Annotated in this window: 20 protein-coding genes; 17 read left to right on the forward strand and 3 right to left on the reverse strand. The window is 42.3% G+C overall.

Annotated features, from left to right (window positions below):
* Positions 1-164: 164 nt before the first annotated feature.
* Positions 165-1,010 (forward strand): pirin family protein, encoded by an 846-nt coding sequence (locus ACNSN2_RS01765; protein ID WP_055012871.1) that lies wholly within the window; start codon positions 165-167, stop codon positions 1,008-1,010.
* Between the two features lie 22 nt (positions 1,011-1,032).
* Here ACNSN2_RS01765 and ACNSN2_RS01770 read toward each other — a convergent pair whose 3' ends face one another.
* From ACNSN2_RS01770 to ACNSN2_RS01780, 3 genes are read right to left on the reverse strand one after another with little or no spacing between them, the layout of a single operon-like run.
* Positions 1,033-1,275 (reverse strand): hypothetical protein, encoded by a 243-nt coding sequence (locus ACNSN2_RS01770; protein ID WP_010390679.1) that lies wholly within the window; start codon positions 1,273-1,275, stop codon positions 1,033-1,035.
* A gap of 13 nt (positions 1,276-1,288) precedes the next feature.
* Complete coding sequence (locus ACNSN2_RS01775; RefSeq protein ID WP_055012872.1) at positions 1,289-1,729, reverse strand: hypothetical protein; 441 nt, start codon at positions 1,727-1,729, stop codon at positions 1,289-1,291.
* A gap of 5 nt (positions 1,730-1,734) precedes the next feature.
* Positions 1,735-2,052, reverse strand: coding sequence for a DUF883 domain-containing protein (locus ACNSN2_RS01780; protein ID WP_076919883.1), 318 nt, complete (start codon positions 2,050-2,052; stop codon positions 1,735-1,737).
* 564 nt (positions 2,053-2,616) lie between these two features.
* On the opposite strand from ACNSN2_RS01780, the gene mraZ reads away from it, so the two are divergent.
* The 16 genes from mraZ (at position 2,617) to lpxC (ending at position 20,370) form a co-directional block, all read left to right on the forward strand.
* A complete protein-coding gene (mraZ, locus tag ACNSN2_RS01785) occupies positions 2,617-3,075 on the forward strand; it encodes a division/cell wall cluster transcriptional repressor MraZ (RefSeq protein ID WP_010390682.1) in 459 nt (152 codons plus the stop codon).
* Between the two features lie 29 nt (positions 3,076-3,104).
* A complete protein-coding gene (gene rsmH, locus ACNSN2_RS01790) occupies positions 3,105-4,043 on the forward strand; it encodes a 16S rRNA (cytosine(1402)-N(4))-methyltransferase RsmH (protein WP_418608347.1) in 939 nt (312 codons plus the stop codon).
* On the forward strand, positions 4,040-4,366 hold the full coding sequence (gene ftsL / locus ACNSN2_RS01795) for a cell division protein FtsL (protein ID WP_010390691.1): 327 nt from the start codon (positions 4,040-4,042) through the stop codon (positions 4,364-4,366). Before rsmH ends, ftsL begins: the two co-directional genes overlap by 4 nt.
* Positions 4,363-6,180: a peptidoglycan glycosyltransferase FtsI gene (locus ACNSN2_RS01800; RefSeq protein WP_010390693.1), complete on the forward strand. Its 1,818-nt coding sequence runs from the start codon at positions 4,363-4,365 to the stop codon at positions 6,178-6,180. Before ftsL ends, ACNSN2_RS01800 begins: the two co-directional genes overlap by 4 nt.
* Positions 6,173-7,651, forward strand: coding sequence for a UDP-N-acetylmuramoyl-L-alanyl-D-glutamate--2,6-diaminopimelate ligase (gene murE / locus ACNSN2_RS01805; protein ID WP_418609033.1), 1,479 nt, complete (start codon positions 6,173-6,175; stop codon positions 7,649-7,651). The genes ACNSN2_RS01800 and murE overlap by 8 nt, the downstream gene beginning before the upstream one ends.
* Positions 7,648-9,030: a UDP-N-acetylmuramoyl-tripeptide--D-alanyl-D-alanine ligase gene (locus tag ACNSN2_RS01810; RefSeq protein WP_418608350.1), complete on the forward strand. Its 1,383-nt coding sequence runs from the start codon at positions 7,648-7,650 to the stop codon at positions 9,028-9,030. Before murE ends, ACNSN2_RS01810 begins: the two co-directional genes overlap by 4 nt.
* Entirely contained in the window at positions 9,030-10,112 is a 1,083-nt protein-coding gene (gene mraY / locus ACNSN2_RS01815; RefSeq protein WP_054202311.1) for a phospho-N-acetylmuramoyl-pentapeptide-transferase, read from the forward strand. The genes ACNSN2_RS01810 and mraY overlap by 1 nt, the downstream gene beginning before the upstream one ends.
* Positions 10,113-11,447, forward strand: coding sequence for a UDP-N-acetylmuramoyl-L-alanine--D-glutamate ligase (gene murD / locus ACNSN2_RS01820; protein WP_418608353.1), 1,335 nt, complete (start codon positions 10,113-10,115; stop codon positions 11,445-11,447). It abuts the gene before it with no gap.
* Positions 11,444-12,619: a cell division protein FtsW gene (gene ftsW / locus ACNSN2_RS01825; protein ID WP_010390699.1), complete on the forward strand. Its 1,176-nt coding sequence runs from the start codon at positions 11,444-11,446 to the stop codon at positions 12,617-12,619. Before murD ends, ftsW begins: the two co-directional genes overlap by 4 nt.
* Positions 12,616-13,692: an undecaprenyldiphospho-muramoylpentapeptide beta-N-acetylglucosaminyltransferase gene (murG, locus tag ACNSN2_RS01830; RefSeq protein ID WP_418608356.1), complete on the forward strand. Its 1,077-nt coding sequence runs from the start codon at positions 12,616-12,618 to the stop codon at positions 13,690-13,692. The genes ftsW and murG overlap by 4 nt, the downstream gene beginning before the upstream one ends.
* Positions 13,693-13,734: 42 nt before the next feature.
* Complete coding sequence (murC, locus tag ACNSN2_RS01835) at positions 13,735-15,144, forward strand: UDP-N-acetylmuramate--L-alanine ligase (protein WP_217694239.1); 1,410 nt, start codon at positions 13,735-13,737, stop codon at positions 15,142-15,144.
* Positions 15,141-16,061: a D-alanine--D-alanine ligase gene (locus tag ACNSN2_RS01840; protein WP_010390703.1), complete on the forward strand. Its 921-nt coding sequence runs from the start codon at positions 15,141-15,143 to the stop codon at positions 16,059-16,061. The genes murC and ACNSN2_RS01840 overlap by 4 nt, the downstream gene beginning before the upstream one ends.
* Position 16,062: 1 nt before the next feature.
* Positions 16,063-16,824, forward strand: coding sequence for a cell division protein FtsQ/DivIB (locus ACNSN2_RS01845; RefSeq protein ID WP_418608359.1), 762 nt, complete (start codon positions 16,063-16,065; stop codon positions 16,822-16,824).
* A 13-nt stretch (positions 16,825-16,837) separates the two neighbouring features.
* Positions 16,838-18,070, forward strand: coding sequence for a cell division protein FtsA (ftsA, locus tag ACNSN2_RS01850; protein WP_008110678.1), 1,233 nt, complete (start codon positions 16,838-16,840; stop codon positions 18,068-18,070).
* Positions 18,071-18,091: 21 nt separating this feature from the next.
* Positions 18,092-19,351, forward strand: a complete 1,260-nt coding sequence (ftsZ, locus tag ACNSN2_RS01855) for a cell division protein FtsZ (RefSeq protein ID WP_010390706.1) — start codon at positions 18,092-18,094, stop codon at positions 19,349-19,351.
* 107 nt (positions 19,352-19,458) lie between these two features.
* The gene (lpxC, locus tag ACNSN2_RS01860) at positions 19,459-20,370 is read left to right on the forward strand and encodes a UDP-3-O-acyl-N-acetylglucosamine deacetylase (RefSeq protein WP_010390707.1); all 912 of its coding nucleotides are present in this window, start codon (positions 19,459-19,461) and stop codon (positions 20,368-20,370) included.
* Positions 20,371-20,383: the final 13 nt, after the last annotated feature.

The raw sequence follows: 20,383 nt of genomic DNA on the forward strand, positions 1-20,383 counted from the left end.
TTGATAATCCTACTATAAATAACCATTGAAGTACTAAGGTTATATCTAAGATTTTGCAATAAAATAGTGTTGCATATGATTGAAATATATTAATTTACGTATAAAAAACATGATGAAATAATAATTTAATCCCTTATATATTTACATAACATATTAGGCAAAAAATGAAAATAACCAAAGTTTTAACTGCTTATGCTACCCAAGATGGGGATGGCGTCAATATCCGTCGTATTCCAGGATTTGATGGTAAATATTTAGACCCATTTTTAATGATTGATGAGCTTAAATCTGATGATGAGAGTGACTATATTGGTGGTTTTCCTCCTCACCCTCATCGAGGTATCGAAACTTTTACCTATATTTTAAAAGGAGGATTTGAGCATAAAGATCAAATGGGTAACACAGAAGCGATTCGCGCCGGTGACGTGCAATGGATGAGCACCGGTAGTGGTGTTATGCACAGTGAAATGCCACTTGCTGATGCTGAAAAAGGCTTACATGGCTTTCAAATTTGGCTCAATATGCCAAGCGCTGACAAAATGCGTGAGCCGCAATACCAGGATACCACAGAGCATCCAGCACCGAGGTTTACTAATCAACAAGGTATTAGTCTTAAAGCGCTAGCAGGGACATGGCAATTTGATTCACAGCAATTGGTTTCAAGCTTACAAAACTTAGCCGCTAATGGTGCTATAGCCGATGTGGCTTTGCCTGCAGGTAAGGAGCTTTATCTACCAGCACTAAAACAGCAAAAAGTGATGATTTACATACACACTGGATCATTAGAATCAGCGCAAAGTGAAACCTTTGATGCAGGAAAATTACTTATTGTTGAGCCATCGAGTGATATTTGCATACGTGCCGAAAAAGCAGCAGGTGTTCTGATTTTAGCAGCTGATCCGCTTAATCAGCCAATTGCACATATGGGGCCGTTTGTAATGACCACTGAAGCTGAAATTCGCCAAGCGGTTAGCGATTATCAAAACGGTTATTTTGGCTCACTGTCGTGACGATTTAATGTAGGAGTGAATTTTAAGCGAGTAGTTTTAATAACCAACTGTATTTTTTTACCATGTTGGTGTCTCCCTTTGCCGACTCCACAACCGCGCCTGCGGTAAAAGCACTAACGAGCCCCACTTTTGTTGCGGCAAAACGTTTGGCTCGATATTTTATTGCCGTGAGGTGCTGACGCTTTAACTCAGAGCGCATCACGACTTCTTTGTGTAGCTGTTGCACTCGAGCATTCGGTGAGTTGATCAAGTAATTGATTAACATAATTGTGTATGCCTTATAATTTAAGCAGCTGCTTTAGACTATTTAGCGTTTTAGTAAAGCCAATTTTTTTGCTTAGATAAACTGCGTTTCGCCACAGCCAAATTAAACATAAAATTTGTAGGCTGATCACTACAGTAATGCTCAGCCAAATCGAGCTAAATAAGTCAAAAGTCGCAAAGCCTACAATACCTAAGAACCCGACCCACAGTAACACCAAGCCACTGGCAAAACATCCAAGTAGGATAGTGATCAGTGCTAAGGATCTTAACGACAATTTCCATTCAGCTATAGCAAGCTGATGCGTCAACTTTCCTTGTTGATGATAATCATCCTTGAGCTGTGCTGCATAATCAGCAAGCTTTGCAATATGATCTTGCCAGTCATCGGCATGTTTTGCCGATGACTGCGAATCTGTCGATTGTGATTCACTTGATGTTGAATGTAGGTTTTGCATTAGTATTACTTACGACGAAATAGTGCAGTAACTAACATACCAGCAGCAAATGCAAGACCAGCCGTTGCTAATGGGTTTTCTGATGCGAGTTGACGAGTCTTAGAAGTACATTCTTCTAATTTCTCGCGAGCTGCTAACTGTTTCTCATTAAGTGTTTCTGCTGAGCTGCTTGCTCCTTTACGAACGCCATTTTCAGCTACCGCTGCTTTACTCGATAATGCATCTACTGCATCATGCGCAGCTGATGTTGCCTTATCTGTTAACGGGGCTTCAATCTCTTGTTTTGTATCAATAGGTGTTTTGCTCTTTGTTGCCGTAGCCATAATCAATCCTTAATAGTTTTTTAAAAGTAATTATTAAGGTGCAATGATTAAACCAGTTTTTAACTCATTGTTTTATATGGATTGTATTTTATTTACTAATTTTTAGTAGGTTTATAGCTGTAACTATTGCGACAACAGTTTGTAATTTTTACAAACCAAGGCGTTTTAATCATTCGAGGTTGATTTTTCCTTTGCTTACTCGGTTATACATTTCGGGTCATGATTTAGTTGCACCTAGTTCGAATAAACAAAGCCCTACACACCCTAAATAAATTGTAATTATTCACTGTTTATTCATTAAGCAAATAATGCCAGCTAGCTAATAAAAAAAACGATAAAAAATTTTTTACTGGCTGATCAGATTTTTTACTAAACAATTCAACCGCTTTAATCTGAGCCTTATTTTTTCAGGCTTCGCGGGGTGCTAAAGCTGGGTGACTTACTTGACAAAAAGGCTTGTCAAGCCCTAAACTGGAGCACTGTGGTAAAAAGTGGTGTTTAGTGGATCAAACTGGATCGGGTTAATCAAAAAGTTGATTAAAATAATTTTACAATAGGCTTTTTATGTTTCGTGGCGCAAGTTCACTGAGTTTGGATGATAAAGGACGTTTTGCGGTACCAACAAAGTACCGAGACACGCTATTGTCTGAAGATCAGGGAACGGTTATTTGCACTGTTGCACTCAATGAGCCTTGCCTTTGGTTATACCCTCTTGCTGAATGGTTAGAAATAGAAAGCCGTTTAGCAAAAATATCTAATATGAATCCCAGAGCGCGACGGATGCAACGTATGTTGTTAGGTAATGCGACAGAGTATCAGCTTGATAAAAACGGTCGAATTTTGCTGGCGCCTTCTTTGCGCTCACATGCAGAACTTGGCAAAAAAATTATGCTGGTGGGCTTAATGAATAAATTTGAGATTTGGGATGAGGCGCGTTGGCACGAACAAATGCGCCAAGACACTGAGCTTGAAAGGCTTGGTGAATTTGAACCGAATGACGATTTAGATAACTTTACCCTCTAGCAGCAAAACAAAAAGGCAAAAAATAGCTAATGACAGCGCAATTTGAACACGTATCCGTATTAATGGAAGAAACCATAGATGCACTTGCAATTAAGCCAGACGGCATTTATATGGATGGCACCTTTGGACGTGGCGGACATTCAGGGCAAATATTAGCGCGCTTGGGCGACGCTGGTCGCTTGCAGGCTATTGATCAGGATCCACAAGCTATAAAGTCAGCAGAAAAGTTTGCCGATGATTCACGTTTTTCGATTGCTCACTCACGGTTCTCAAAGTTATACGAAGTTGCTGAGAAAAACGATCTAATTGGTAAAGTTGATGGCATTTTACTTGATATTGGTGTGTCGTCACCGCAGTTAGATGATGCCGCTCGTGGCTTTAGTTTTATGAAAGATGGCCCGCTTGATATGCGAATGGATCCAAGCACAGGCCGTAGCGCTGCGCAGTGGTTAGCTGAGGCGGAACTAGATGACATTACCCATGTGATCAAAAAGCTAGGTGAAGAAAAATTTGGTAAGCGCATTGCGCACAAGATATTGGAAGTGCGAGAACATACGCCAATCACTACCACTAAACAGCTCGCAGATTTAGTTGATGAAGCAGTACCTGTTAAAGATAAGTTTAAACATCCTGCAACGCGCACGTTTCAGGCAATTCGTATTTATATCAATAGCGAGTTAGAGGAAATTCAAACCGCACTACAAGCGGCGATTAAAGTTCTTAAGCCGGGTGGTCGCTTAGTTGTTATTTCTTTTCACTCTTTAGAAGATCGCATTGTAAAACAATTTATTAAAAAACAGAGTAAGGGAGAAGCGATACCCAGAGGTCTGCCTTTAACCGACGCACAAATAAATAAAAACCTGACGTTAAAAGCAGTGGGTAAAGCTATTAAACCAAGTGCTGATGAAGTGGCTCGCAATCCACGCTCTCGTAGCTCAGTACTAAGGATTGCACAGAGGTTGGGATGAGTAAAAAAGCGAGTTATCGCCAACCCAATCTATTTATTGAAATAATTAAAGGCCTAGGTGCGAACAAGATCACCTTGGCCTTGTTGGTTGTGATATTCGCGTCAAGTTTGAGCGTGGTGCAGGTAACTCATTTATCTCGTGCGCAATTAATTGAGCAAGATTCGTTACTGCAAGAGCGTGATGAATTGGATTTAGAGTGGCGTTATTTTTTAGTGGAAGAAGAATTTTATTCGCAACATGCACGCATTGAAGAAGTGGCAACGTCACAATTAGAAATGAAGCGGCCAACCAGCCAAGATGAGCAGGTAATTATATTACAATGAGAACGCGAGGCAAAAAACCAGTCAACAACCTAATCGCATGGCGCTTTATTTTAGTGTGCGCGGTGATTTTTTTAGTGTTTGTGACTTTGGTATCGCGCGCCGCATATTTGCAAGTAATTGAACCCGATAAGGCTCGCTCCGAAAGTGACAAGCGTACAGTACGTGTTGAAAAATTGCATGTGCAACGCGGTATGATCTTCGATCGTAACGGTAAAGAGCTCGCAGTTAGTGTGCCTGTAGTCAGTGTGTATGCAGATCCTAAAGCTTTGCATAAATCACTGGTGAGCAAAGTGCTCAGACAAGCCCGTAAAAATGGTGAAGATCAGCAAACTCTGCGTGAAAATGTCGCTGAGCTAAACAAGCGTACCGCCCTGTATTATAAAAACGATTTGCGCTGGCGTGAACTAGCCGATGTACTGCGCATTGAACCGAGCAAAATTAATACCCGACTACTTGATGATCCTACTCGTCGCTTTGTTTACTTAAAACGCCAAGTTACTCCGGCTGTTGCTAATTATATTGGCGATTTACGCCTACCAGGTATTCATTTATTAGATGAATCAAAACGCTATTACCCTGCCGGTGAGGTCAGTGCGCATATCATTGGTTTTACTAATATCGATGGCAAAGGCATTGAAGGCATAGAAAAGCTTTACGAAAATGCACTCACAGGTGAAGAAGGCCGACGTACGATTCGAAAAGATGCTCAAGGTCGTGAAGTTGAAGTGCTTGATGAGCGCGAGCGAGTGGAGCCTGAGAGTATTCAACTGAGTATTGATCAGCGTATTCAGGCGATTGCCTACAAAGCGGTTAAATCAGCGGTATTAACTTACAAGGCCACTTCAGGTTCAGCCATGGTGGTTGATGTTAAAACTGGTGAAGTTTTGGCTATGGTAAATAGTCCTTCATTTAATCCTAACAATTTAAGCGGTGCGGCTCCTCATAAGCGTCGTAACCGTGCAATTACCGATTTGTTTGAACCCGGCTCAACCGTTAAGCCTCTAGCCATTTTAGCTGGATTAGACTACGGCACAATCCAACCGGATGACAAAGTTGATACCTACCCAGGCTGGATGCGTTTAGGGGGCAGCTTAGTACAAGATACCCGTAATCATGGTGAAATGACGCTGCGCGAAATTTTAAAGTACTCCAGTAATATGGGCGTAACGAAAATAAGCCAAACCGTGCCCAAAGACTACTTTGTAGGTCTTTACCAAAAGGTGGGTTTTGGTAGTGATAGTGGTACCGGCATGGTCGGGGAAAGCAGTGGTTTATTTTACCCAAACCGTCGTTGGTCAGATCACGAAATTGCCGCACTTTCGTTTGGTTACAATATTGCCGTGAGTACCGCGCAAATGGCTCGTTTTTACGCCATGTTAGGCGCAGGTGGGGTTAACCGCCCACTCACTGTACTAAAGCAAGACTCTATACCTGAAGGTGAACGTGTTTTTCAGCAACAAGATGTTGAAGCTGTAGTTCATATGATGGAAAGCGTATTTGAAGAAGGTGGAACCGCACGCCGTATTAAAGTTGATGGCTACCGTGCAGCTGGTAAAACGGGTACTTCTAAAAAGGCCGCTGCAGGTGGTTATGGTGACGAATATGTAGGTTATTTTGCGGGCATTGCCCCTGCGAGTAATCCGCGATTAGCCGTTGTGGTATTAATCAACGAGCCCGGTGGAGATGTTTATTACGGTGGCGCAACGGCAGGTCCGGCGTTTGCAGAAATAATCTCTAATTCATTAAGAATTTTAAACGTTGCCCCAGATAAAGACTCGGTGGCATACGTGAAGGGCAAAGATGATGGTGCGTGATTTACACACAATTTTAAAATGTTTAGAAATAGATGCAGCACGTTTAATGGTAAACGAGTTGCGTTTAGACAGCCGCGATGTAAAACCGGGTGATGTGTTTGTGGCAATAAAAGGTCATCAGCTTGATGGCGGACAGTTTATTGATAAAGCAATTGAGAATGGTGCCAGTGCAATTATTGCCGACAGACTGTGTGAGTTTGAAAGTGATTTTGAGCCGCTTTATTTAGTCTCAGAATTAAATAAAAAATTGCCTGTTTTAGCGAGTAAATTTTACCAGCAACCGAGCCTAGAGTTAGACTTAATTGGTGTAACAGGTACTAATGGTAAGTCGACTACTACAGCAATGATTGCTCATTTAGCACAGTTTTGTCGTACCAAAGCCGCAATTATAGGCACGCTCGGTTATGGCCATCCAGATAATTTAACACCGCTACAAAACACCACACCATCAACGGTTGATTTACAGCATATTTTAAGTGACTTAAAAGAGCAGCAACATCGCTTAGTAGCGATGGAAGTATCATCACATGGTCTAGTGCAGCACCGTGTTGATCAGTGCCATTTCAAAGCGGCGGTATTTACTAACCTATCTCGTGATCATCTAGATTATCATGGTGACATGGATAGTTACGGTGATGCCAAATTGATGCTGTTTCGTGATTTTGATGCTGCCAATGTCATTCTTAACCAAGATGACGGACAAGCAGAGCAATGGATTGAGAAATATAGCTTTAATAAACTAATTTGTTATGGCCGTAAAAACTTAGCCCCTAAAAACGCTCAGTTTGTGTATTTTTCTGATGTTAGCTATTCAGCAACCGGTATTTCGGCGCAATTAACTACAAGTTGGGGTGATATTGCCATAAAATCACCGTTATATGGTGAATTTAATCTATACAATTTAACCGCTGCTTTAGCCACATTATTAGCGCTAGGTTACCCATTAACGCAATTAGTGGCAGGGTGTGAGTATTTGCAACCTGTAGCAGGTAGAATGCAAGCATTTACAGCGCCAAATATGCCTACTTGCGTGGTTGATTATGCACATACGCCAGATGCACTGGCTTTAGCGTTACAAGCGCTGCAGCAACATGTACCAGGTGGTGTAAGTTGTGTATTTGGTTGCGGCGGCGACAGAGATAAAGGCAAACGTGTATTAATGGCACAAGCCGCTGAGCAGTTTGCAGACAAAGTGCTCATTACCAGTGACAACCCGCGCTCTGAAGATCCTAATGAAATTATTAATGACGTAGCGGCAGGGTTAACACACCCACAAAACGCCCATTTAGAGGCCGACCGTGGTGTTGCGATACAATTTGCTATCGATAACGCAAAAGCCGGTGAGGTTATTTTAATTGCCGGTAAAGGGCATGAAGACTATCAAATTATAGGTAACAAACGCATCGATTTTTGCGATCGCCAATTTGTACAACAACAATTAAAAAAAGCAGTAAGAGGGTCTCAAGCATGATCCCAATGGATTTTGATTGGCTAGCAAATGTGCTGGCAACCGATTATCAAGGTGATAATCGTCAAGTAATAAATATAAACACCGATACCCGTACTTTGTGTGATGGTGAAGTGTTTTTGGCACTTAAAGGCCCTAACTTTGATGGTCATAAGTTTATTGAGCAAGCAAAACAAAAAGGGGCTATTGGAGTCATTGTCGATCACGCTGTTGATACCGACATTGCTCAATTTGTAGTTGCCGATACCCGTATTGCATTAGGCACAATTGGTACAGCGGTTATGGCGCAAGTTGCACCTAAAACTATCGCTATTACTGGCAGTGTAGGTAAAACCACAGTTAAAGAAATGTGTGCCGCTATTTTATCAAGTAAAGGGGATGTTTTAGCGACTAAAGGCAACTTCAATAATGATATTGGCGTGCCTCTTACCTTATTAAGATTAGAGCCACAGCACCGTTATGCGGTTATTGAGCTCGGTGCAAACCATATTGGTGAAATTGCCTACACTACCGCCATGACCAAACCAGATGTTGCCGTGGTATGTAATGTTGCGGCGGCGCATTTAGAAGGTTTTGGTAGCCTGCAAGGGGTAGCACAAGCCAAAGGCGAAATTTACGATGGTTTAAAAGACGATGGCATTGCCATTGTTAATTGCGATAGCGAGTTTAGTCAGTATTGGCTTGATAAATTAGCAGCGCGAAAGGTTAAATGTTTTTCTAGCAGTGAAAAACTGGATATTTGGGCTGAGGACATCAGCCTAGATGCACAAGCTCGCGCAAGCTTTATGTTATGTACCAAACAACACAGAGTACCGGTAACGTTAGCATTGCCAGGCAAGCATAATATTAGCAACGCGCTTATTGCTGCGGCATTAACCAGTGAGTTTGACGTGTCACTTGATGAAATTGCCAGCGCCTTAGCGACCATGGGTGAAGTTAAAGGGCGGGTTAACCTGATTGAAGCTAGTGATTCACTCACCATTATAGATGATACTTATAATGCCAACGTTAAATCGGTAAAAGCGGCGATTGATTTACTTAGCGATATTCAAGGTCATCGTATTTTGGCTCTCGGTGATATGGGGGAGCTTGGTGAAGATGCTCGTAAGTATCATCAAGAAGTGGGCGAATATGCATTAGCGCAAGGCATTGATGAGCTATTTACACTCGGTGTATTAAGTAAGTCAGCAAGTGATGTATTTGAGCTGCCTAATCGTCACTTTTCAAATCGTGAGCAAATGCTGCAGCAAATTCAAAACAGTATTAGCAAAGTAGATAAAAAAATTACCCTTGTCGTGAAAGGATCACGCAGTTCTCGCATGGAGCTTTTAGTAACCGATTTAGTTAATGGCCAGCAACAAGCCATCAATGGAGTATCATAATGTTAGTTTGGCTGGCTGAGTATTTAACTCAATATTATAGTGGCTTTAATGTTTTTTCGTATTTAACTCTTCGTGCCATTTTAGGTATTTTGACCGCATTAATTATGTCGCTTTATTTGGGGCCAAAGTTAATTCGTGGTTTACAGCGCATGCAAATTGGACAAACAGTACGTGATGATGGTCCGCAATCGCATTTGTCTAAATCGGGTACGCCGACCATGGGTGGCTTACTTATTTTAGCGGCAATATTCACCAGCACTTTATTGTGGGCTGATTTGTCTAATAAATACGTATGGGCCACATTATTTGTGATTGGTTCATTGGGGATTGTTGGCTTTATTGACGATTACCGCAAAGTGATCCGCAAAGATCCTAAAGGACTGATTGCTAAGTGGAAGTATTTTTGGCAATCAGTAATTGCATTGGTTGTAGCAACTGCACTTTACATGACCAGTACCCAAGCGACAGAGACATCTCTTGTTGTACCATTTTTTAAAGATGTACTGCCACAGCTAGGACTGTTTTATATCGTAATCACGTATTTTGCATTAGTGGGCACCTCAAACGCGGTAAACTTAACCGACGGACTAGATGGCTTAGCTATTGTGCCAACAATTTTAGTGGCTGCAGCGCTGGCTATTATTGCTTATTTAACCGGTAATATTAACTTTTCAGCTTATTTACATATTCCGCATTTGCCACTTGCCAGTGAATTGGTAGTGGTGTGTACCGCTATTGTGGGTGCAGGGTTAGGCTTTTTATGGTTTAACACCTACCCAGCACAAGTGTTTATGGGCGATGTAGGCTCGTTAGCTCTAGGTGGTGCATTAGGTATTATTGCTGTGCTGGTTCGCCAAGAGTTATTACTTATTATTATGGGGGGCGTGTTTGTAATGGAAGCGCTGTCGGTAATTTTACAAGTTGGCTCTTATAAATTACGCGGCCAACGTATTTTTAAAATGGCGCCGATTCACCACCATTATGAACTTAAAGGATGGCCAGAGCCACGCGTTATTGTGCGCTTTTGGATAATTTCTATTGTGCTGGTGCTCGCTGGCCTTGCGACATTAAAGATCCGATAAATGCAGTATTTAAAAGAGATAAAAAATAAACAAATAACAGTGCTCGGGCTCGGTGTAACTGGCCTGGGCATTGTGCGCTTTTTATTATCTCAAGGAATACAGCCCAATGTAGTCGATAGCCGAGAAAATCCTCCCGGTGTTGATTGGCTCAAGCAACATGCCGCTAATCTAAATACTCACTTTGGTGATTTAAATAACGCGGCGCTCAGTGCTTGCGATATGATCATTATTAGTCCTGGACTAAGTTTAAAAACCTCTGCGGTTGCACAGGCAATGAATGCAGGTGTAGAAATAATTGGTGATGTTGAGTTATTTGCCCGCATTAACACTAAACCAGTTGTTGCGGTAACAGGTTCAAACGGTAAATCAACGGTAGTAACCCTTGCTTACGAAGTATTAAAAACCGCAGGTTATAAAGTAGCACTGGGCGGCAATATTGGCACAGCTGTACTGGATTTACTTGACGGTGACTTTGATGTATTTGTACTGGAACTATCGAGTTTTCAGCTTGATACCACTGACAGCTTAAAAGCCAGCAGTGCAACTGTGCTTAATATTTCAGAAGATCATCTCGATCGCTATGATAGCTATCAAGCTTATATAGATTCAAAGTTAAGTATTTATAACGGCGCTGAACTTTTAGTTATTAATGCTGACGATAGACAAACCCACCCAGTGAGTCGCACGTTAGCACCACAAGTTAGTTTTGGAGAAACACAAGGTGATTACCACTTAGCACAGCATAATAACGAAGCGCACTTTATGGTAAAGGGCGAAGCTTATTTGCCAGTAAGTACCTTAGCCGTTGTGGGTAAGCATAATTATTTAAATACACTGGCAGTAATGGCGTTACTCAGCCCGTTTGAAATAACTAAAGCGCATTATAAAACTGCGTTAGCTCAATTTAATGGCTTGGCACATCGTTGCCAGTTTGTGGGTGAGTTTAATAGCGTTAAGTATTTTAATGATTCTAAAGCCACCAATGTAGGCGCAACAATTACCGCTATTGATAGTTTAGCGGGTAAGCAACAAAACTTAGTGGTTATTGCTGGTGGCGATGCCAAAGGCGCTGATTTAGAGGCACTTAAACCTTATGTTGAGCAACACGTTAAAGCCCTCATTTGCTTTGGTAAAGATGCAAAAGAGTTAATGGCACTAACTGCTAAAGGTCATTTAACCACTAACATGTCTGAAGCTGTGGCGCTTGCTAAACAATTAAGTACGTCAGGCGATACGGTTTTATTAGCCCCAGCCTGCGCCAGTATAGATATGTATAACAACTATATGCAGCGCGGCGATGATTTTGTGCATTGTGTATTGCAGGAGCTGCCATGATAGCTTTTGCGGATATTAAAGAGGCATTTACTCCTAAACCTTCGGCGCAGCTTTATGATGTGCCGCTCCTTTATTGCATGTTAATGCTAATAGGGGTGGGCTTTGTGATGGTAACTAGTGCTTCAATGCCGACGGCCGATAGGCTGTTTGGCAATATTTATCATTTTACTATCCGCCACGGTATTTTTTTAGGGCTCTCGTTTTGTTTATTTTGCATTAGTACTCAAGTACCTATGTCGTGGTGGAAAAAAGCTAATCCCTACTTATTACTAATCGGCTTAGTGTTGTTATTGGTAGTGCTTATTGTCGGTCGTGAAGTGAATGGTTCTACCCGCTGGATACCTATAGGGCCATTTAATATTCAGGCTTCCGAGCTCGCTAAGTTATTCTTTTTTAGTTATATCGCTGGCTATTTAGTACGTAAGCGCAGTGAAGTACAAGAAAACATAAAAGGCTTTGCTAAACCCATAGCGGTATTTGCAGTTTATGCGGCACTTATTTTAATGCAGCCCGATTTAGGAACCGTGGTGGTGATGTTTGTTACTACGGTTGGTTTATTGTTTTTAGCTGGTGCTAAGCTTTGGCAATTTTTTGCACTTATTTTAACCGGTATTGCGCTGGTGGTTGGGTTGATTGTGTTTGAGCCCTATCGTATGGCGCGTGTGGTGGGTTTTTTAGAACCTTGGGATGACCCTTTTGGTAAAGGTTATCAATTAGTACAATCACTGATGGCTTATAGCCAAGGTGATTGGTTTGGCCAAGGCTTAGGTAATAGCGTACAAAAATTACAATATTTACCGGAAGCTCACACCGATTTTATTTTTGCCGTGATTGCTGAAGAACTTGGTTTTATGGGCGTATTGAGTATTTTAATGGTATTAGGGACATTAGTATTTAGAGCGCTACTAATTGGCCAAAATGCGCTTAAAAACGGTAAAGAATATGAAGGCTATTTAGCTTTAGCTATCGGTATTTGGTTTGCATTTCAAACTATGGTTAATGTAGGCGCCAGTGCCGGTATATTACCAACCAAAGGACTAACCCTACCGTTTATTTCCTATGGTGGCTCAAGTTTATTAATGATGACCATAGCCACTGGTATTTTATTACGGGTAGATTTTGAAACGAAGATGGCAACTAAACAGGCCACGTCGGGGGGAGCTAAACGATGAGTAAAAAAATAGTCGTTGTAGCAGGGGGCACAGGTGGACATATTTTCCCGGGGATTGCGGTTGCTGATTATCTCAAACAGCAAGGTTGGCAAGTTAGCTGGATAGGCACTCCTGATAGAATGGAAGCCAGTGTCGTGCCCAAGCACAACATAGAAATTGATTTTATTGATGTAAAAGGCGTGCGAGGTAATGGTTTAAAACGCCTCATTAAAGCGCCATTCATGGTTATTAATGCAATATTGCAGGCGCGTAAAGTATTAAAACAACAACGCCCTGACGTGGTTTTAGCTATGGGCGGCTACGTGACAGGCCCTACGGGTATTGCGGCAAAAAGTCTCGGTATCCCTTTGGTAATTCATGAGCAAAACGCCGTAGCTGGTATGAGCAATAAATGGCTAGCGAAATTTGCGAATCGCGTATTAGCTGCATTTCCAAGTGCTTTTGCCAGTGGTAAAGCTGAGCTGGTGGGTAACCCTGTGCGTCAGAGTGTAGTTGATATACCTAAGCGGGAAATATCAAGTCCAATTAATATGCTTGTAGTGGGTGGCTCACTAGGTGCGCAAGTACTTAACCAAACACTGCCTGAAGCATTTAAGCGCTTAAATGATACCTGTGCCATTAATGTTTGGCACCAAACTGGTAAAGGCCATTTTGCTAGTGTGAGCGAAAGTTACCAGCAGCAACAAATGGGCAATGAGCAAGTGACCGTTGCTGAATTTATTGATGATATGGATACCGCTTATAGCTGGGCCGATATTGTGATTTGTCGCGCCGGAGCGCTAACGGTTAGTGAAATTGCTGCAGCAGGTAAAATGGCGGTATTTGTACCGTTTCCACATGCGGTTGATGATCACCAAACAGCAAATGCACAGTATTTAGTAATGGCAGAAGGGGCATTATTAATGCCACAGGGGCAATTTAATCAGCGCAGCATTGTTGAACTTTTAAGTCCCTATTTAGCCGAACCTTTATTAATAACTAAAATGGCTGCTAAAGCAAAGCAGCAGGCTATTTTAGATGCCACAGCCAGCGTCGCTATGCACTGTGAGCAAGTAACAAATAAGAGAATATAAGTGAAACAGACATTAGCAAAAGAAAAATATACACGCCCTGCGATGCGCCGCATTGAAACTATTCACTTTGTAGGAATAGGTGGTGCAGGTATGGGCGGTATTGCAGAAGTATTGGCTTTTGAAGGTTACCGTATTACCGGCTCGGATATAGCGCATAGCGCCATGACCGAGCGTTTAATTCAAGCGGGCGCTGAAGTATTTATTGGCCATCATGAAAATAATGTAAAAGACGCTAATGTGGTGGTGGTTTCAAGTGCAATTGATAAAACAAACCCTGAAATTCAAGCCGCGCAAGCTGCGCGTATTCCGGTGGTTCGCCGTGCAGAAATGTTAGCTGAGCTGATGCGTTTTCGTCATGGTATTGCCATTGCCGGTACCCATGGTAAAACCACAACAACTAGTTTAATTGCCAGCATTTATGCACAAGCAGGGCTCGATCCAACCTTTATTATTGGTGGTTTGCTTAACAGTGCTGGCAGCAATGCTAAAGTAGGCAAAAGCGACTTTTTAATCGCTGAAGCGGATGAAAGCGATGCTTCATTTTTGCATTTACAGCCAATGGTATCGGTGATCACTAATATTGAAGAAGATCACATGGAAACTTACGGCGGCAGCTTAGAAAAAATGAAAGATACTTATGTTGAATTCATTCATAACCTGCCGTTTTACGGGCTAGCTGTAGTGTGTATAGATTCAGACGTTGCCGCAGAATTAATACCTCGCTTTGGTCGTCCGGTGATCACTTATGGTGAATCGCAAGATGCTGACTATCGAATGAGTGAATTTAGCCAAACAGCCAATACATGCCAATTTACTGTTACTAATAAACAAGGCGAGAGTTTAACCGCTAAGTTAAATATGCCAGGTAAACACAATGCCCTAAATGCAACCGCAGCGATTGCGGTGGCAAAAGATCAAAACATAGCTAATCATGCAATTTTAGCGGCATTAGATACTTTTGAAGGCATTGGCCGTCGTTTTCAGCATTATGGTGAATTTGAAAACGAATGCGGTAATGTGATGTTAGTAGATGACTATGGTCATCACCCATCAGAAGTGGCAGCTACCATCACCGCAGCGAGAGAAGGCTGGCCTGATAAGCGTTTAGTGATGGTTTATCAGCCGCATCGCTATACTCGTACTCGCGATTTATACGAAGATTTTGTGAAAGTACTCGCCGAGGTTGATCAGTTGCTATTGCTTGATGTTTACAGTGCAGGCGAAGAGCCGATAGTGGGCGCTGATAGTAAGAGTTTATGCCGCAGTTTACGCCAGCGTGGCAAAGAGCCATTGCATGTAGCTTCAAGCTCAGAGCTTGCAGGTGTACTTGCTAACTGCCTGCAAAATAATGATTTAGTACTTACGCAAGGTGCAGGTAACATAGGTCAGTTAGTTAAAAACTTAGCAGCAACAAATATGTCGATAGAAAAATTAAAGCAAGGTGAAGTATGACACAGGTAAGTTCCCAGTTTGGTAAAGTAGCGGTGCTGCTAGGTGGAAACTCAGCAGAGCGCGACGTGTCATTAAAATCTGGTCAAGCAGTCCTTAATGCACTTCTTGCCTGTGGCATTGATGCGATTGCGTTTGACCCTCAAAATCGTTCATTGTGGGAATTAAAAGACTTAAACGTTGATCGCGTTTTTATTGCGCTGCATGGCCGAGGTGGTGAAGATGGCACAGTACAAGGTGCTTTAGAGTTTATGAACTTGCCTTACACCGGCAGTAATGTATTGGGTTCAGCATTGGCAATGGATAAAATTCGTTGTAAGCACTTGTTTAAATCGGCAGGCTTAAGCACAGCACCTTATGCGGTAGTTGATGCTAAAAAAGGCTTTGATGCTAAAGCAATTATCGATGAGTTTAAAAAAGTGATGGTAAAACCATCGCACGAAGGCTCAAGTATTGGTATGGCACAAGCAAGCTCTGCAGAAGAGCTTGAAGATGCGCTCAGCAATGCATTTAAGTTCGACAGCCAAGTATTGGTAGAGCAGTGGATCTCGGGGCGCGAATTTACAATTACGGTGCTTGGTGATGAAGTACAACCTGTGATTGAAATGAGCACGCCAAATGGTTTTTATGACTACCAAGCTAAATATCAGTCAAGTACGACACAATATCATTGTCCTGCTGATTTATCACAACCGGATACCCAAAAACTACAAGCAATGGCACTCGATGCGTTTGATTTAGTGGGTGCAAGTGGCTGGGGTCGCGTCGATGCAATGCAAGATCAGCAAGGCCAATTTTACTTGTTGGAAGTAAATACAGTGCCAGGCATGACAGAAAAATCATTAGTGCCAATGGCTGCAAAAGCCAATGGGGCAAGTTTTGAGCAATTAGTTGTTCGCATTTTGGAGCAAACCCTTTAATATGCATCCCTTTTTAGAGAAAGCGCAGCAACTAAAACAGCAACTTAACTGGTCGCTGATTTTTGGAGTGAGCTTTTTTCTGGCTGTGGTGATTGGGTTAATTGAAATAACCAATGGGGTTTCCCATTGGTTAGTTGCAAATAAAGATGCGCAAATTAAGCATCTAACGGTGTTGGGGAGCCCCAAATACACCGATGAAAAAGCAATAACTACCGCGATAAAAAAAGCGGATTTAAGTAGCTTTTTTGAGTTAAACGTAAAGCATGTTCAGCATTTAGTGCAAGAACTACCTTGGGTCGCAACGGTATCGGTAAGAAAGCAATGGCCTGATACTATCCAAGTTTACGTGGTAGAGCATCAAGCGGTCGCTCACTGGAACAGTGATTTATTGATTAACCAAAGCGGCGATGCGTTTGAGGCTAAAAGTGATAAATTAAGTGCCAAATTACCCCAGTTATATGGGCCAGAAGGCAGTGAAAAAGAAGCATGGGTAGCGTTTAAACAGTTTGATGAAATGCTTAAAGTAAATGCACTAACGCTCACTAGCCTTGCGCTATCTGAGCGTTTTTCGTGGCAACTTTGGTTAGATAATGGCGTGCGTTTAAATTTAGGGCGCAAGGATAAAGCCAAGCGTGTACAGCGTTTTATAGACGTTTATTCACGCATAGAACAACGTGCTGATGCACAGATAGATGCAATTGATTTACGCTACGATACCGGCCTTGCAGTGAGCTATAAGCCAATGCAAGAACAGCAATTATAATAAAGAGTAAGGCATGACTAAGTCAGCAGAAAGAAACCTAGTGATTGGATTAGACGTAGGCACTTCGAAAGTAGTGGCCACGGTAGGTGAAATCACCACAGATAACAAGCTCAGCATTGTTGGCGTGGGGAGCCAAGTATCTTATGGAATGGATAAAGGCGGCGTCAACGATTTAAATTTAGTGTCTGAGTCTATTCGCCGCGCAATTGATGAAGCTGAATTGATGGCTGATTGTCGTATTAGCTCGGTTTATTTGGGTATTTCTGGCAAACATATTCAATGTCAGAACGAAAGCGGTGTTGTCGCTATTAATAACACTGAAGTAACCGATGAAGACATTGAAAATGTAATCCATATTGCTCGCTCAGTACCAATTTCAGCTGAACGCAAAATGTTGCATGCCTTGCCACAAGAGTACAGCATTGACATGCAAGAGGGGATTAAAAACCCACTTGGCATGAGTGGTGTGCGTATGGAAGCACGCGCGCACATCATTACCTGCTCCAATGACATGGCTAAAAATATAGAAAAATGTGTTGAACGTTGTGGGCTTGAAGTTGACCAACTTATATTTACTGCGCTTGCCTCGTGTTACTCCGTACTGACGGACGATGAAAAAGAGCTAGGTGTTGCGGTGCTAGATATCGGTGGTGGTACTATGGATATCACTATTTATATTAATGGTGCACTGCGTCATTCTGCGGTGATTCCGGTGGCGGGCAACCAAGTAACCGGTGATATTGCAAAAATATTTCGCACACCTATATCACATGCAGAGTCACTCAAAGTACAATATGCCTGTGCAAGTAGCCAAATGGCGAGCAGCGAAGACACGATTGAAGTGCCAAGCGTAGGTGGGCGACCAGCAAGACTGATGTCTAGGCATACGTTGTCTGAAGTGGTTGAGCCACGTTTTAGAGAATTATTTGAACTGGCGATGGAAGAAATTCGTCGCTCAGGATTAGAAGACCAAATTGCAGCAGGTCTCGTCATTACTGGCGGAACTGCTAAAATGACTGGCGCAATGGAAGTGGCTGAAGATATTTTTCAGATGCCAGTAAGAATAGGTAAACCAATTGGTGTAGTAGGTTTAACTGATTATGTTGATGATCCATCGTACGCAACCGCTGTAGGTTTGTTACAATACGGGCGTACTATGCAGTCGATGAATGCACAAAAGTCGAAAGCGGATGATAATAATAATTGGTGGAACCGCATCACAAAATGGTTTCAAGGCGAGTTTTAGTACTCAAGTCGGAGAGTAAATATGTTTGATATAATGGAACAACACAGCGAAGAAGCTGTAATAAAAGTAATCGGTGTAGGCGGTGGCGGCGGTAACGCAGTTGAGCACATGGTAAAACAACAAATAGAAGGCGTTCGTTTTATCGCAGCCAATACGGATGCGCAAGCATTACGTAATTCAGCCGCTGATGTAACAGTACAATTAGGCACGCAAATAACCTCTGGGTTAGGTGCAGGGGCTAACCCTGAAGTAGGTCGTGAGTCGGCTGAAGAAGACGCCGAAACCATTCGTGCTAGCCTTGAAGGCGCTGATATGGTGTTTATTGCGGCAGGTATGGGCGGCGGTACAGGTACCGGTGCTGCGCCAGTCGTGGCTAAAATTGCTAAAGAGCTGGGTATTTTAACTGTTGCTGTGGTAACCCGTCCGTTTGATTTTGAAGGTAAAAAGCGTGCCGCTGCTGCAGAGCAAGGTATTAGCGAATTATCTGAAATTGTGGACTCGTTAATCACTATTCCAAATAACAAGTTACTAAAAGTATTGGGTAAAGGAACAACTTTACTGGATGCATTTGCTAAAGCAAATGACGTATTGTTTGGTGCGGTACAAGGTATTGCTGAGTTAATTACTCGCTCGGGTCTAATTAACGTGGATTTCGCCGACGTACGTACAGTTATGTCTGCAATGGGCACAGCGATGATGGGCACTGCATCTGCGTCGGGTCCTGATCGTGCACAAGAAGCAGCAGAAGCTGCTATTTCAAGCCCTCTTTTAGAAGACGTAGATTTAACCGGTGCTAAAGGCATTTTGGTTAACATTACTGCGGGTATGGATATCGCGATTGAAGAATTTGAAATTGTGGGTAATCACGTTAAGGCGCTAGCGTCTGAAAACGCAACGGTTGTTGTTGGCGCGGTAATTGACCCAGAAATGACGGATGAGCTACGTGTAACCGTGGTTGCAACCGGCTTAGGCGGCGATCGTCGTCCACAGTTTGGTATTGTAGATAACGGTTTCAAAAAAGCGTCAGGCTCTGATGTAACTAGCTCAAGCACACAAACAAGCAGCAGTATGTACGTACCTAGCTTTGCAAGCCAAGGCACAAGTACGACTGAAGAGCCTGCAACGACATCGCAAACTGAATCAAAAGAGCAAAGCAGCACATCGACTAGCTCTTCAAGTTCAGCAACGAATACGTCGTCAAGTAGTGCTAATAAAACAGATAAGTCTGAGGGTGGCGATTATTTCGACATTCCTGCTTTTTTACGTAAACAAGCAGACTAATTAAAAACAGTACTTTTGTGCGAAATGTGAACAAATATTGTAGTTATACCGTATTTATGTTACACTCCGCCGTCTAACTGTAATATATACTTAAAGTGAGCGAACCTATGATTAAACAGCGTACGATTGCACAAGTAGTCAAAGCCATAGGAATTGGACTTCATAAAGGTGAGAAGGTCACAATAACTCTCCGACCTGCGAGCGCAAATACTGGGATTGTATTTCGTCGTGTCGACCTTGATCCGGTTGTTGATTTTGAAACAACACCTGAAGCCGTTGGTGATACGCAATTGTGTACCTGTTTAATCAACAAAGATGGTGTTCGCTTATCAACTACTGAGCATTTAATTGCAGCTGTTGCGGCCATGGGTATCGACAATCTGATTGTTGAACTTGACAGCTCAGAAGTTCCAATAATGGATGGTAGTGCATTGCCATTCATTTATTTATTACAAAAAGGCGGCATTGAAGAGCAAAATGTTGCAAAACGTTTCATTCGTATTAAAGAAAAAGTACGTATTGAAGAAGGCGACAAATGGGCCGAAGTAGAACCTTACGACGGATTCCATATCGACTTTGAAATTGCCTTTGATCACCCTGCAATTAATGAAAGCCGCCAACGCATTGGCTTAGATATTACCGCACAAAGCTTCACTGAAGAAATTAGCCGTGCGCGTACTTTTGGCTTTATGAAAGATATTGAATACATGCATGCTAATAACCTTGCACTAGGTGGTAGCATGGATAGTGCAGTGGTACTTGATGAATTTAAAGTTTTAAATCCAAACGGTCTGCGTTACCCAGACGAGTTCGTCAAGCATAAGATACTAGACTGTGTAGGTGACATGTTTATGACAGGTCATAACCTTTTGGGTAAAGTAACTGCATTTAAATCAGGTCATGATTTAAATAACAAGTTACTACGCAAAATTATGGCAACCGAGTCAGCATGGGAGTGGGCAACCTTTGAAACGCCTGTTTCGATGCCTGCACCCGGCCTTGAATTAGCAAACGCCTAATCAGTTAATCGCT

The sequence above is a fragment of the Pseudoalteromonas sp. US3C1013 genome (assembly GCF_048401115.1).
GTDB lineage: Bacteria > Pseudomonadota > Gammaproteobacteria > Enterobacterales > Alteromonadaceae > Pseudoalteromonas > Pseudoalteromonas undina.

What these genes read in the sequence shown, in the direction of transcription:
- ACNSN2_RS01765 (WP_055012871.1), top strand. Translation starts at nt 165, where the DNA reads ATGAAAATAACCAAAGTTTTAACTGCTTATGCTACCCAAGATGGGGAT.
- ACNSN2_RS01770 (WP_010390679.1), bottom strand. Translation starts at nt 1,275, where the DNA reads ATGTTAATCAATTACTTGATCAACTCACCGAATGCTCGAGTGCAACAG.
- ACNSN2_RS01775 (WP_055012872.1), bottom strand. Translation starts at nt 1,729, where the DNA reads ATGCAAAACCTACATTCAACATCAAGTGAATCACAATCGACAGATTCG.
- ACNSN2_RS01780 (WP_076919883.1), bottom strand. Translation starts at nt 2,052, where the DNA reads ATGGCTACGGCAACAAAGAGCAAAACACCTATTGATACAAAACAAGAG.
- mraZ (WP_010390682.1), top strand. Translation starts at nt 2,617, where the DNA reads ATGTTTCGTGGCGCAAGTTCACTGAGTTTGGATGATAAAGGACGTTTT.
- rsmH (WP_418608347.1), top strand. Translation starts at nt 3,105, where the DNA reads ATGACAGCGCAATTTGAACACGTATCCGTATTAATGGAAGAAACCATA.
- ftsL (WP_010390691.1), top strand. Translation starts at nt 4,040, where the DNA reads ATGAGTAAAAAAGCGAGTTATCGCCAACCCAATCTATTTATTGAAATA.
- ACNSN2_RS01800 (WP_010390693.1), top strand. Translation starts at nt 4,363, where the DNA reads ATGAGAACGCGAGGCAAAAAACCAGTCAACAACCTAATCGCATGGCGC.
- ACNSN2_RS01810 (WP_418608350.1), top strand. Translation starts at nt 7,648, where the DNA reads ATGATCCCAATGGATTTTGATTGGCTAGCAAATGTGCTGGCAACCGAT.
- mraY (WP_054202311.1), top strand. Translation starts at nt 9,030, where the DNA reads ATGTTAGTTTGGCTGGCTGAGTATTTAACTCAATATTATAGTGGCTTT.
- murD (WP_418608353.1), top strand. Translation starts at nt 10,113, where the DNA reads ATGCAGTATTTAAAAGAGATAAAAAATAAACAAATAACAGTGCTCGGG.
- ftsW (WP_010390699.1), top strand. Translation starts at nt 11,444, where the DNA reads ATGATAGCTTTTGCGGATATTAAAGAGGCATTTACTCCTAAACCTTCG.
- murG (WP_418608356.1), top strand. Translation starts at nt 12,616, where the DNA reads ATGAGTAAAAAAATAGTCGTTGTAGCAGGGGGCACAGGTGGACATATT.
- murC (WP_217694239.1), top strand. Translation starts at nt 13,735, where the DNA reads ATGCGCCGCATTGAAACTATTCACTTTGTAGGAATAGGTGGTGCAGGT.
- ACNSN2_RS01840 (WP_010390703.1), top strand. Translation starts at nt 15,141, where the DNA reads ATGACACAGGTAAGTTCCCAGTTTGGTAAAGTAGCGGTGCTGCTAGGT.
- ACNSN2_RS01845 (WP_418608359.1), top strand. Translation starts at nt 16,063, where the DNA reads ATGCATCCCTTTTTAGAGAAAGCGCAGCAACTAAAACAGCAACTTAAC.
- ftsA (WP_008110678.1), top strand. Translation starts at nt 16,838, where the DNA reads ATGACTAAGTCAGCAGAAAGAAACCTAGTGATTGGATTAGACGTAGGC.
- ftsZ (WP_010390706.1), top strand. Translation starts at nt 18,092, where the DNA reads ATGTTTGATATAATGGAACAACACAGCGAAGAAGCTGTAATAAAAGTA.
- lpxC (WP_010390707.1), top strand. Translation starts at nt 19,459, where the DNA reads ATGATTAAACAGCGTACGATTGCACAAGTAGTCAAAGCCATAGGAATT.